Consider the following 12,807-nt stretch of genomic DNA (forward strand, 5'->3'; position numbering starts at 1 on the left):
GTCTCCCACCACCGCCCTTCCAAGGCCGCGCTTCGCGCCTTTTTTTCTGCGTAGACATGGTCCGCGACGGCGAAGATGCCCCAGGCCGCGGCGAGTGACGCGAGCGTGCTGATCAGCAGGCCCGCGTCCGCGTACGACAGCGGGGTCACCGCTGACACGGTCCGCTCCAGCCACGGCAGCAGCGGGAAGAATGCCAGGTTGGAGTGCACGTCGCCGTTCGGGAGGCGCACCTCGTAGCCGTAACCGAGTTCCGCGACCCGTGTGTACCAGAGCGAGTCCCAGCGTGCCGTGAGCAACTGGTGCGCGCTCTTGTCGCGAGCGGCGCTCCACAGCGCGAGCGCCGTCAGGCCCAGCGCGCGGACCGCCGCGTACCCCAGCAAGGCGGGGGCGACGCGGCGCGGCCAGGGGCCCGGACGGGCCGGCGCGACAGGCGTTTCAAGATCGGTCACGGGATCGATTATGGGCCGCGCCCGGAACCGGACGGCCCCGCGGGGCGTGGTCGGACATGGGGAGCGTGGCGTACGCCACACAGGATCTGTGAGGGACGTGAGAGCCCCGCCACTCGCCACTGGCGGGATCTCGCGTACTCTGACGTACTCACTCGCCTTTGTTGCGTGAGACCGGGACACCGCTCCTCCCGGCCGCAAACCGCAGGGACTCCCCACCCCGCGGATCCGCCGAACGCGAGGGAACTTCTGGGAGGTACGTGCATGTCCGGGACGACCACGGCCGCTTCGCGTTGCCGTCGGGAGGCCGGGGCCGGTGCAAACCGATGGGTCGTCCTCGTCGTCCTCTGCGTCAGCCTGCTGCTGGTCGCCGTCGACGCCACCGTGCTGCATGTCGCGGTGCCCGCCGTCACCGAGGATCTCAGGCCCGGCGCTATCGAGCTGCTCTGGATCGTCGACATCTATCCGCTGGTCTGCGCCTCGCTGCTGATCCTCTTCGGCACGCTGGGCGACCGGGTCGGCCGCAGACGGATTCTCCTGCTCGGGTACGCCCTCTTCGGCGTCGCCTCCGCGCTGGCGGCCTGCGCCGACACCGCGCACGTCCTGATCGCGGCGCGCGCCCTGCTCGGCGTCGGCGGCGCGATGATCATGCCCGCGACGCTCTCGATCCTGCGGCAGGTCTTTCCCGACCGGCGTGAGCGGGCCATGGCGATCGGCGTCTGGAGCGCGGTCGCCGCGGTGGGCGCGGCCGTCGGTCCGCTGCTCGGCGGGTTCCTGCTTGAGCACTTCTGGTGGGGTGCGGTCTTCCTCATCAACATCCCGCTGATGCTGGTCAGCCTGCCCGTCGGGCGGTGGCTGCTGCCCGAGTCGACCGGGGACGGCGAGGGGCCCTGGGACGTCGTCGGCGCGCTGCTGGCCGCCGCCGGGCTCTTCGGCGTCGTCCTCGGCGTCAAGCGGCTGGGCGCCGGGGAGATGCCGCTCAGCGCCTACACCATCGCGCCACTGATCGTGGGAGCCGGGCTGCTCGTCGCCTTCGTACGGCGGCAGCGGCGGCGCAAGCATCCGCTGGTCGATCTCCAGCTGTTCGCCAGGCCCGCCTTCAGTACGTCCGTCGGATGCATCGTGCTCGCCCTGCTGGCGCTGGTCGGTCTGGAACTGATCGCCGCGCAGTATCTCCAGCTCGTCCTCAATCTCTCGCCGCTGGAGACCGGGCTGCGGCTGGTGCCGCTCACCTTCGCCGCGATGGCCGCTGGTCTTGTCGGGGCGAAGCTGCTGCACCGCTTCGGGCCGCGGACCATGGTCAGCCTCGGCTTCTGTCTCACCGCCGCCGCGGTCATCATGCTCACGGGGATGGGCAGCCACGACAACGCTCCGCTGCTGCTGACGGGGTTCGTGCTGCTCGGGTTCGGGCTCGAGGTGACGCTGTTCGGGGCGTACGAGTCGATGCTCAGTGAGGCTCCGCAGTCGCAGGCGGGCGGGGCCGCGGCGATCGGGGAGACGTCGTACCAGCTGGGGGCGGGGATTGGCGTCGCGCTGCTCGGGAGCGTGATGAACGCGGCCTACGCGCCGGGGCTGCACTCTGTGCGGGGGGTGCCTGCCGCGGATTCGGCTGCGGCCAGTCATTCCTTGGGTGAGGCGTACGAGGTCGCTGCGCGGCTGGGCGGGGGGTCGGGGGAGGCGTTGCGGCATGCTGCCCGGGACTCGTTTGTGCATGGGCTGCATGTGACGTTGCTCGTCAGTGCGGTGTTGCTTTTGCTCGGGGCCGTTATGGCTTTGCGGTTGCCGCGGGCCATGGAGTGCGGTTCGCCCGCGGCGGGCTTCGCTGAGGTGCCTGGGCCTCGGGAGGCCTCGGCGCACCTGCGGGCGGAGTCGTCCGTCTGACCCGTGCGTCGTGGTTGCGGTCAAGACTTTCCCCCCCCACGCACCGCCCGTTTCAACTCCGCTGATCTGTGCGGGTTCCCAGTGGGCGGTGCGGCGCCGTTGGCGGCTGCGGGTTCGTAGACCGCGGATCCCGGACCGCGGACCGCGGTTCGTGGGAGGAAGCAGTCCCTCTCGACTTGCGTGACACTGCGTCGTAACGTCAGCCGTGCGTTGTGGTTAACAGTGCTAGTTTTCGTCGCCGGAGGCCCCCATGTCCGCATCCTCGAAGCTGCCCCCCTTCGACCCCGCCGATCTCCTCGGCCTCGACGAGCTCCTCGAGCCGGAGGATCTGGCGATCCGGGACACCGTGCGGGACTGGGCCGCGGATCGCGTGATGCCGCACATCGCCGAGTGGTACGAGACCGGGGAACTGCCCGGAATCCGGGAGCTGGCACGTGAGTTGGGGGCGATCGGAGCGCTGGGCATGTCGCTCAGCGGGTACGGGTGTGCGGGGGCCAGTGCTGTGCAGTACGGGCTGGCCTGCCTGGAGTTGGAGGCCGCCGACACCGGGATCCGGTCGCTGGTGTCCGTGCAGGGGTCGCTCGCCATGTACGCGATCCACCGGTTCGGGTCCGAGGAGCAGAAGCAGCGGTGGCTGCCGCCGATGGCCACCGGCGAGGTCATCGGGTGCTTCGGGCTGACCGAGCCCGATCACGGGTCCGACCCCGGGGCGATGCGTACGTACGCCAAGCGCGACGGGACCGACTGGGTCCTGAACGGGCGCAAGATGTGGATCACCAACGGCTCGGTCGCCGGCGTCGCCGTCGTCTGGGCGCAGACCGACGACGGGATCCGCGGCTTCGTCGTGCCCACCGACAGCCCCGGCTTCTCCGCGCCCGAGATCAAGCACAAATGGTCCCTGCGGGCTTCGGTCACCAGTGAGCTCGTACTCGACGACGTGCGGCTGCCCGCCGATGCCGTACTGCCCGAGGTCACCGGGCTGAAGGGGCCGCTCAGCTGTCTCTCGCACGCCCGCTACGGGATCGTGTGGGGTGCGATGGGTGCCGCACGGTCGAGTTTCGAGGCGGCGGTCGAATACGCGAAGACGCGTGAGCAGTTCGGGCGGCCCATCGGCGGATTCCAGCTCACCCAGGCCAAGCTCGCCGACATGGCGGTCGAACTGCACAAGGGGATTCTGCTCGCCCACCATCTGGGGCGGCGGATGGACGCGGGACGGCTGCGTCCCGAACAGGTCAGCTTCGGCAAGCTCAACAACGTACGAGAAGCGATCGACATCTGCCGTACCGCGCGCACGATCCTGGGCGCCAACGGGATCTCGCTCGAATACCCCGTGATGCGGCACGCCACGAACCTGGAGTCGGTGCTGACCTACGAAGGCACCGTCGAAATGCACCAACTGGTGCTGGGCAAGGCGCTCACCGGACTCGACGCCTTCCGGTAGCCGTCAGGCTCCGGAAGGCGGGCCGGTGAGCGGCCTTGCCTAGCTCTGGTTGAAGAAACCGTCGGTCCGACGGCCTACCGGCTCCCCGCTGACGATCTCGGTGTCGGCGGGGGTCAGCAGGAAAACACGGTTCGACACGCGCTCGATCGAGCCGCGCAGGCCGAAGATCAGGCCGGCCGCGAAGTCGACGACGCGCTTGGCGTCGGCCGGCTCCATGGCCGTGAGGTTCATGATGACGGGGACGCCGTCCCGGAAGAGCTCGCCGATACCACGGGCGTCCCGGAAGCTGTCCGGGGTGACCGTGCCGATCCGGCGGCCCTTCTGCTCGGCGGCCTCCGACGCCACCTTCACTCGCGGATCCGTGACCCAGGCATCCCGGGGCTCGGAACCTTCGGCGTAGTCGTCGTCGTAGTAACGCTCGTCATCGTTGTTGTCGTCGACGAGGCCAAGCCAGGCACTCGCCTTGCGCACCGATCCCATGGACGCCTCCTCTCACAGCGGTCTTGTCTCTTTCCGCCTCCCCATGGTCGTCCATGATGCGGATGTCGCGCCAAGGGGATAGACGCCGCGCGGGGGTTTCGTGACGGTACTGGTGCACAACGAATTAGTCGAGAGCCCGCGTTTCCCAAGGCCCTTGCCGTATACGGCTGCTGACTAAGAGTGAAATATGATTCTTCACGGCGTATGGGTGACGGCCGGAGCGTACGGGTGAACGAGGTGGTCGATCCGGCGCCGTAACTAGCCGCCTGACGGTGACTCAACGCCTGCCGAGGGGCTGTCTGACGTGGGTTTCGGGGAATACCTTGGGCATGTCGATTGCCGCGGGGGAGTGCAATTCACACCCTCTGACCTCAGCAACCTCCGCGGGGCATACGCAAGTTGAACGCTGCACGGCCGAAAGGCGCCCTTGCGCAGGTCGGCCGGGCGGTCGAATATTCCGTCCAGCGCCTGCCAGGCGCACAACGTGTTCGGAATCCGGACATGTGGCCTCTGGCTGCGCCTCACGGGCCCCGACCCCCACGCGGGCCCCCGACTTCCCATGTGGAGGAACGTAAAAGTGAGGACCAAGCGCACCACCCCCCGCAGCGGCATAGCGAGACGCACCCGGCTGATCGCCATCGGTGCCGGACTCGTGGCCGCGGCCGCATTTACCGTCCCCAACGCGAACGCGAGCGACGCACAGACCTTCAGCACGGCCCAGCTCAAGAAGGCCGGCACCTCGGTACTCCAGGCCGATGTGCCGGGCACCGCCTGGGCGGTCGACTCCAAGACCAACAAGGTCACGGTCACCGTCGACAGCACCGTCTCCGACGCGGAGATCGCGAAGATCAAGGAAGCGGCGGGCGGCAACGCCGACGCCCTTCAGATCAAGCACACCCCGGGCAAGTTCAACAAGCTCATCCAGGGCGGCGACGCCATCTATGCGAGTAGCTGGCGCTGCTCCCTCGGCTTCAACGTCCAGAACAGCAGCGGTACGCAGTCCTTCCTGACCGCCGGTCACTGCACCGACGGCGCCGGCACCTGGTACTCCAACTCCGGGCGCACCACGGTCATCGGCTCGACCGCCGGCTCCAGCTTCCCGGGCAACGACTACGGCATCGTGCGGTACTCCGGGTCCGTCAGCAGGCCCGGCACCGCCAACGGCGTCAACATCACCCGCGCGGCCACGCCCAGCGTGGGCACCACCGTCATCCGCGACGGCTCCACCACCGGCACACACAGCGGCCGGGTCACCGCCCTGAACGCCACCGTCAACTACGGCGGCGGCGACGTCGTCTCTGGTCTGATCCAGACCAACGTCTGCGCCGAGCCCGGCGACTCCGGCGGCTCGCTCTACGGCAGCAACGGCACCGCGTACGGCCTGACCTCAGGCGGCAGCGGCAACTGCTCCGTCGGCGGCACGACGTTCTACCAGCCGGTCACCGAGGCCCTGAGCGCCTACGGGGTCAGCGTCTACTGATCGGCGCGCACGGCACGTAGCAAGGCACGAAGAACACAGGTACGCAGCCAGCAGTGGACGAGCCTCCGCATGTATGCACGTACGTATGTGTGCTGCGGGGGCTCGTCCTCCTCGTACAAGGACTCCTCAGGCAGGGCGCCTCAGGCGGACGCTCGTGGAATCAGCCAGTCGAGTACGTCCGGAAGGGCCTCCAGGGCCGCGAAGTGACCGGCCTCCGGGTCCAGTACGGGCCGGGCGCGTGGGATGCGCTCGGCCAGCCACTCGAAGTGGCTCACGGGGGAGAAGGTGTCCTGGGCGCCGTGCCACAGCAGTACGGGCCGGGTGATCGACGCAGGGTCGAAGCCCCAGTTGCTCAGCAGGGCGAGATCGTCGTCGATCCAGCCGTACGCCGAGCTGCGCAGCGCCTCGCGGAAGGTGCGCAGCAGCATCTCGCTGATGGCGGGCCGGGCGATGATCCGCCGGTCGGAGTCGGTGAGGCCGTCGCGGATCGACACCAGGAGCTGGGCCGGGTCCTTGCGGATCGCGGCGGCCCGCGCGGAGATGCGCTCGGCGAAGTCCAGCGGGTCGGTCAGCGCCTGGGTGAACTCCTCGACGTTGGACGCGGCCATCCCGTCGAACCAGCGCAGCCCCTTTGCGTCCGGCGGTGCGAGGCTCATCATCGCCGCCACGCGCCGCACCCGGTTCGGCAGCAGCGCCGCGCAGGCCAGCGCATGCGGGGCACCGCCGGAGCGGCCGAGCACCGCGAACCGGCCGAGTTTCAGCGCGTCGGCCACCGCGGCCACGTCCCGCGCCGCGTGCGCGACCCGGCGGCCCGGGCCCCGGTCCGAATCCCCGTACCCCGGGCGGTCGTACGCGATGAACCGCACCCCGGGGCGCGCGTCCACCAGATCCTGGGGCACCGCCCCGGACCGGCAGCCCGGTGTGCCGTGCAGCACCACCACCGGCGTGCCGTCCGGGTCGCCCCACTCCTCGATCGCCAGCCGGCGTCCGTCCCGCATTCGAATGCCGTTCGGCACCTTTGTCCTCCATCTCCCCTTCGCGTCCGGCCCGGAGTTACCGTCGAAGTACCTGAAGTACACACCTGATGCGCCCGATACGGACCCTGGGGGTCGCAATGATCGAGGAGCTGGTGACGGCCGGGCTGACTCTCGGATCCGTCGGAGCGGTGTACGTGGCGGCGGCGGCCCGGGTCGTCAAACAGTACGAGCGGGGCGTGGTCCTCCGGCTCGGCAAGCTGCGATCCGAAGTGCGCGGGCCCGGATTCACCATGATCGTGCCCTTCGTGGACCGGCTCCAGAAGGTCAACATGCAGATCGTGACGATGCCGGTGCCCGGGCAGGAGGGGATCACCCGGGACAACGTCACGGTGCGCGTGGACGCGGTCGTCTACTTCAAGGTGGTGGACGCCGCCGACGCGGTCATCCGGGTCGAGGACTACCGGTTCGCGGTGGCGCAGATGGCGCAGACGTCGCTGCGCTCGATCATCGGCAAGAGCGAGCTGGACGATCTGCTGTCCAACCGCGAGAAGCTCAACCAGGGCCTGGAGTTGATGATCGACAGTCCGGCCGTGGAGTGGGGTGTCTCCATCGACCGGGTCGAGATCAAGGACGTATCGCTGCCGGAGACGATGAAGCGGTCCATGGCGCGGCAGGCGGAGGCCGACCGTGAGCGGCGGGCCCGGGTCATCAACGCCGACGCCGAGTTGCAGGCCTCCAAGAAGCTGGCCGAGGCGGCCAAGGAGATGGCCGATACCCCCTCCGCCCTCCAACTGCGGCTGCTGCAGACCGTGGTGGCGGTCGCGGCCGAGAAGAACTCCACGCTCGTGCTGCCCTTCCCGGTGGAACTGCTGCGCTTCCTGGAGCGCGCGCAGCAGCCGGCGCCGCCGTCCCAGGAGCAGCCTTCGATGCCCTCTCCGGAGTTGTTCGCCCAGCTTCAGAAGCTGTTGGCGCAGCCTCAGCAACAGTTGGCCGAGGCGAAGGAGCCGTCGGCCGGGTCTTCGTCCGAGTCGCCCTCGGAGTCGTCGTCCGAGCTGGAGCGGCCGGTGCCGTCGACGGCGGAGCAATCGCTGCGGGAGCAACTGCCGCCGGTTCCCGAGCCGTTCGATCCGGACTCCGGAGGGTCGAAATCCGGACAGGTGTAGACCTCACTGAGAGCCCATAGTTACTCGCCCGTAGTGTTTGCTGCGGGAATTGACGTGGTGTTTATTACGGGCACTCAACGCGCGTCAACCTGCGGGGGGCGCGCGCTCGTTACCGAGCGCGCGTCCTGAACTAGACCTTGTGTGCTCCCTATAAGGATCGGAATAGTGGGCGGCGTCCTTGGCGTGGACGTGGCTTTTGCTGTTTGTCGTGTCCATGCCCGCAAGCCTTCCGGTCGTGACGGCCCCCACAGTCGCCGCGGCCGACCCCCCACAGGAGGACGTAAGTTGAAGCACCGACGCATACCCAAGCGGCGTGCCGCCGTGGCTGGTGCGGGAATCGCCGCACTCGTGGCCGCGGGAGTCACCTTCCAGTCCGCGAACGCGAGTGAGACCACGGCCGCACCCAAGCCGGACACTCTCTCGATCAAGGCGGCCGGAAAGCTCGCCTCCACGCTCGGCAAGGACCTCGGTGCCGACGCGGCGGGAACGTACTACGACGCGAAGGCCAAGAACCTCGTCGTGAACGTGCTCGACAAGGCCGCGGCCGACGCCGTCGAGTCGGCGGGAGGCAAGGCCAGAATCGTCGAGAACTCACTCGCCGAGCTGAAGAGCGCCCGTACGGCGCTGAAGCAGGACGCGACGATCGCCGGCACCTCATGGGCGACCGACCCGACCACCAACAAGATCGTCGTCACCGCGGACCGCACGGTCAAGGGCGCGAAGATGGCCCAGCTGACCAAGGTCGTCGACAAGCTCGGCGCCAAGGCCGAACTCAAGACCACCAAGGGTGAGTTCAAGAAGTTCATCGCCGGCGGTGACGCCATCACCGGTGGCGGCAGCCGCTGCTCGCTCGGCTTCAACGTGGTCCAGGGCGGCGAGCCGGCCTTCCTGACCGCCGGTCACTGCACCGAGGCGATCACCAGCTGGTCGGACGCGGACGGCAACGTGATCGGTGAGAACGCCGACTCCAGCTTCCCGGGTGACGACTACGGCCTGGTGAAGTACACCGCGGACGTGGAGCACCCGAGCGAGGTGAACCTCTACGACGGCACCGCCCAGGAGATCACGGGCGCGGCCGAGGCCACCGTCGGCATGGAGGTCGTGCGCAGCGGTTCCACGACCCAGGTGTCCGACGGTACGGTCACCGGCCTGGACGCCACCGTGAACTACGGCGGCGGCGACGTCGTCGAGGGGCTCATCCAGACCGACGTCTGCGCCGAGCCCGGTGACAGCGGCGGCTCGCTCTTCTCGGGCACCAACGCGATCGGCCTCACCTCCGGCGGCAGCGGCGACTGCACCTCCGGCGGCGAGACCTTCTTCCAGCCGGTCACCGAGGCCCTCGAGGCCACCGGTACCGAGATCGGCTGACAGCTCCACCAGCTCGCTCCATCGCTCGAAGGGTCCCGTCCCCGCGCAGTTTCCGCGGGGGCGGGGCCTTCGTGTGTCTTGTGCTCTTTTCGGCGTTTACGCAGGTGGGGTCGGGTGACTGGGTGGGTGTGAGCTTCCGGGGCGGCTCCTGGGCGGATCGAAGATGGATCCCGGATGGATGTCGCACACGCGTTCGATAATTGGTCTATGGTGGGGGCGAGAGAGCAGGAACGAATGTTCGAGGGCTGGCGTGGGAGCCCCTGGAGAGTGGAGGTGCGCGTGCCGGACTTCACGCATCTGCACACCGTCTCCGGGTTCTCACTGCGCTACGGGGCCTCCCACCCGGAGCGGCTGGCCGAGCGCGCCTCCGAACGCGGTATGGACGCCCTCGCGCTCACCGACCGGGACACCCTCGCGGGCACGGTCCGGTTCGCCAAGGCCTGTTCCGCCGCCGGCGTACGTCCGCTGTTCGGGACGGAGCTCGCGGTGGCTCCGCCGGAGCGGGGTACGGCGCGGGCGCGGCGGCGCACTCCCGTACGCGGTGGTGCCTTCATCGACGAATCGACACCTCGCGTGACCTTCCTCGCCCGGGAAGGCGCCCTCGGCTGGGCCGAGCTGTGCAGAATCGTCACGGCTTCGCATGCGGGCGGTGAAGAGCTGCCCCTGCTGCCCTGGGCGGACAACCACGCCGAGGGCCTGACCGTACTGCTCGGCCCCGCCTCCGACGTGGGCCGCGCGCTCGCCGCCGGCCGCCCCGACCGGGCCGCGAAGCTCCTCGCACCCTGGCGGGAGATCTACGGTGACGACCTGCGCCTCGAAGCCGTCTGCCACGGACGCGAGGGCACCGGACCCGGCTCGCTGCGCCTGGCCGCCCGCACCGTCGGCTTCGCCGCCGAGCAGCGGGTGCGCCCGGTGCTCAGCAACGCCGTCCGGTACGCCGACCCGGGCATGGGCCCGGTCGCCGACGTACTGGACGCCGCCCGCCGCCTCGTACCCGTCGACCCCCGCAAGCTGGACAGCGGAGAGGCCTGGCTCAAGGACGCGGGTGCCATGCACGGCCTCGCCGAACGGATCGTGGAGGCCGCGGGCTACCGCCGCGACGCCGCGTACCACCTGCTGGAACAGACCCGGGCCACGGCCGAGGAATGCCTCGTCGATCCCGAGGACGACCTCGGCATCGGCGCCGTCCACTTCCCCGAGCCCCATCTCGTCGGCGCCGACCGCCGCACCGCACAGCGTGTGCTGGCCTCGCGCGCGGCGGCGGGCATGGTGCTGCGCGGCTATGACTCGCGGCGCGCGTACTGGGAGCGGATGCACCAGGAGCTGGACATCATCGCCCACCACAACTTCGCCACCTACTTCCTGACGGTCGCTCAAGTCGTGGACGACGTACGGGAGATGGGCATCCGAGTGGCGGCGCGCGGCTCCGGTGCCGGATCCCTCGTCAACCATCTCCTCGGTATCGCGCACGCGGATCCCGTCGAACACGGGCTGCTGATGGAGCGGTTCCTGTCCAAGCGCCGGGCGGTCCTGCCCGACATCGACATCGACGTCGAGTCCGCGCGCCGCCTGGAGGTCTACCGCGCGATCATCGACCGGTTCGGCACCGAGCGCGTCGCGACCGTCGCCATGCCCGAGACCTATCGCGTACGGCACGCCATCCGCGATGTCGGCGCGGCCCTCTCCATGGACCCCGCCGACATCGACCGGATCGCCAAGTCCTTCCCGCACATCCGGGCCCGCGACGCCCGCGCGGCCCTGGACGAACTGCCCGAACTCCGGTCCCTGGCAGGGGAGAAGGAGAAGCACGGCAGGCTGTGGGAGCTGGTCGAAGCGCTCGACGCACTCCCGCGCGGAGTCGCCATGCACCCGTGCGGGGTCCTGCTCTCCGATGCCTCACTCCTGTCCCGTACGCCGGTCATGCCGACCAGCGGCGAGGGGTTCCCGATGGCGCAGTTCGACAAGGACGACGTCGAGGATCTCGGACTGCTCAAGCTCGATGTGCTGGGCGTGCGGATGCAGTCCGCGATGGCGCACGCGGTGGCGGAGGTGAAGCGGGCGACCGGTGTGCCCGTGGACCTGGACGCGGTGCCCGAGGGCGACCCGGCGACGTATGAACTCATCCGGTCCACCGAGACGTTGGGCTGCTTCCAGATCGAGTCGCCGGGTCAGCGGGACCTGGTCGGCAGGCTGCAGCCGGCGAACTTCCACGACCTCGTGGTCGACATCTCGCTGTTCCGCCCCGGGCCGGTCGCCGCCGACATGGTGCGGCCGTTCATCGCGGCGCGGCACGGCCGGGCGCCGGCCCGCTATCCGCACCCGGACCTGGAGAAACCGCTGCGGGAGACGTACGGAGTCGTGGTCTTCCACGAGCAGATCATCGACATCGTGCACCTCATGACCGGCTGCGGACGCGACGAGGCCGACCAGATCCGGCGCGGGCTTTCCGACCTCGAGTCACAGGGGCGGATCCGTTCCTGGTTCGCGCAGCATGCGGCCGCGCGGGGATACGGCGCGGAGACGATTGCCCGTACCTGGGAGATCCTCGAGGCCTTCGGCTCGTACGGCTTCTGCAAGGCGCACGCGGTCGCCTTCGCCGTACCGACGTACCAGTCGGCGTGGCTGAAGGCCCATCACCCGGCCGCGTTCTACGCGGGGTTGCTCACGCACGACCCCGGGATGTATCCGAAGCGGCTGCTGCTCGCGGACGCGCGGCGGCGTGGGGTGCCGATCCTGCCGTTGGATGTGAACCGGTCTGCGGTCGCCCACTGTATCGAACTGGTGTGCGGTGAAGAGGGTTTGTCGGACCGCTGGGGCGTGCGGCTGGCTCTCTCCGATGTGCACGGCATCAGTGAGGCCGAGGCGGCGCGGATCGCGGACGGGCAGCCGTACGCCTCCCTGCTCGACTTCTGGGAGCGGGCCCGGCCGAGCAGGCCGATCTCCCAACGGCTCGCGCAGGTCGGCGCGTTGGACGCGTTCGGCGCCAACCGCCGTGATCTGCAACTGCACCTGGCCGAACTGCACCGGGGCGCGCGGGGCGGACGCGGGGCTCAACTCCCCTTGTCCGGCGGGCGGAACACCGCCTCCGCCGGGCTGCCCGACCTCGACGACGCGGAAAAGCTCAGCGCCGAGCTGGGGGTGCTCTCCATGGACGCCTCGCGCAACCTGATGGACGATCACCGGGAGTTCCTGGCGGAGCTGGGCGTGGTCACGGCACGCCGGCTGCGGGAGGCGCGGCACGGCGAGACGGTCCTGGTCGCGGGCGCCAAGGCGGCCACCCAGACCCCGCCGATCCGCTCCGGCAAGCGGGTCATCTTCAGCACGCTGGATGACGGCACCGGTCTTGTCGACCTCGCCTTCTTCGACGACTCCCACGACGCCTGCGCCCACACCGTCTTCCACTCCTGGCTCCTGCTCGTCCGCGGCGTGGTCCAGCGCCGCGGCCCGCGCAGCCTCAGCGTGGTCGGTTCGGCTGCCTGGAATCTCGCCGATCTGGTGGAACTGCGGCACGAGGAAGGGCTGGACGGGGTGGCACTGCGACTGGCCGAGCCGGGCGGGGATGCCGGGGGAG

At 69.6% G+C, this 12,807-nt stretch carries 8 protein-coding genes and 1 pseudogene; 6 read left to right on the top strand and 3 right to left on the bottom strand.

Going from position 1 to position 12,807, the window contains the following annotated elements; genetic code table 11:
- Nucleotides 1-449: pseudogene (locus tag G6048_RS41630) on the bottom strand (hypothetical protein); the annotation flags it as partial.
- A gap of 261 nt (nucleotides 450-710) precedes the next feature.
- Between G6048_RS41630 and G6048_RS41635 the strand changes: the two are divergent.
- The gene (locus tag G6048_RS41635; protein WP_165344813.1) at nucleotides 711-2,327 is read left to right on the top strand and encodes an MFS transporter; all 1,617 of its coding nucleotides are present in this window, start codon (nucleotides 711-713) and stop codon (nucleotides 2,325-2,327) included.
- A 250-nt stretch (nucleotides 2,328-2,577) separates the two neighbouring features.
- Nucleotides 2,578-3,768, top strand: a complete 1,191-nt coding sequence (locus G6048_RS41640; RefSeq protein ID WP_165344814.1) for an acyl-CoA dehydrogenase family protein — start codon at nucleotides 2,578-2,580, stop codon at nucleotides 3,766-3,768.
- Between the two features lie 39 nt (nucleotides 3,769-3,807).
- Here G6048_RS41640 and G6048_RS41645 read toward each other — a convergent pair whose 3' ends face one another.
- The gene (locus tag G6048_RS41645) at nucleotides 3,808-4,248 is read right to left on the bottom strand and encodes a cell division protein SepF (protein ID WP_165344815.1); all 441 of its coding nucleotides are present in this window, start codon (nucleotides 4,246-4,248) and stop codon (nucleotides 3,808-3,810) included.
- A gap of 577 nt (nucleotides 4,249-4,825) precedes the next feature.
- On the opposite strand from G6048_RS41645, the gene G6048_RS41650 reads away from it, so the two are divergent.
- Nucleotides 4,826-5,728 (top strand): alpha-lytic protease prodomain-containing protein, encoded by a 903-nt coding sequence (locus G6048_RS41650; RefSeq protein ID WP_165344816.1) that lies wholly within the window; start codon nucleotides 4,826-4,828, stop codon nucleotides 5,726-5,728.
- Between the two features lie 140 nt (nucleotides 5,729-5,868).
- Here G6048_RS41650 and G6048_RS41655 read toward each other — a convergent pair whose 3' ends face one another.
- The gene (locus tag G6048_RS41655; RefSeq protein ID WP_328828515.1) at nucleotides 5,869-6,744 is read right to left on the bottom strand and encodes an alpha/beta fold hydrolase; all 876 of its coding nucleotides are present in this window, start codon (nucleotides 6,742-6,744) and stop codon (nucleotides 5,869-5,871) included.
- Between the two features lie 98 nt (nucleotides 6,745-6,842).
- Here G6048_RS41655 and G6048_RS41660 point away from each other — a divergent pair, with 98 nt between their 5' ends.
- From G6048_RS41660 to G6048_RS41670, 3 genes are all read left to right on the top strand, one after another.
- On the top strand, nucleotides 6,843-7,868 hold the full coding sequence (locus tag G6048_RS41660) for a slipin family protein (protein ID WP_165344820.1): 1,026 nt from the start codon (nucleotides 6,843-6,845) through the stop codon (nucleotides 7,866-7,868).
- Nucleotides 7,869-8,153: 285 nt separating this feature from the next.
- A complete protein-coding gene (locus tag G6048_RS41665) occupies nucleotides 8,154-9,236 on the top strand; it encodes a S1 family peptidase (protein WP_165344817.1) in 1,083 nt (360 codons plus the stop codon).
- 279 nt (nucleotides 9,237-9,515) lie between these two features.
- On the top strand, nucleotides 9,516-12,807 hold a 3,292-nt coding region (locus tag G6048_RS41670; RefSeq protein WP_165344818.1), incomplete at its 3' end, for a DNA polymerase III subunit alpha.

It is taken from the genome of Streptomyces ureilyticus (assembly GCF_011045025.1).
GTDB lineage: Bacteria > Actinomycetota > Actinomycetes > Streptomycetales > Streptomycetaceae > Streptomyces > Streptomyces ureilyticus.

Bases quoted from the DNA above. Each gene is read 5' to 3' on its own strand.
- G6048_RS41635 (WP_165344813.1), top strand. From the start codon at position 711: ATGTCCGGGACGACCACGGCCGCTTCGCGTTGCCGTCGGGAGGCCGGG.
- G6048_RS41640 (WP_165344814.1), top strand. From the start codon at position 2,578: ATGTCCGCATCCTCGAAGCTGCCCCCCTTCGACCCCGCCGATCTCCTC.
- G6048_RS41645 (WP_165344815.1), bottom strand. From the start codon at position 4,248: ATGGGATCGGTGCGCAAGGCGAGTGCCTGGCTTGGCCTCGTCGACGAC.
- G6048_RS41660 (WP_165344820.1), top strand. From the start codon at position 6,843: ATGATCGAGGAGCTGGTGACGGCCGGGCTGACTCTCGGATCCGTCGGA.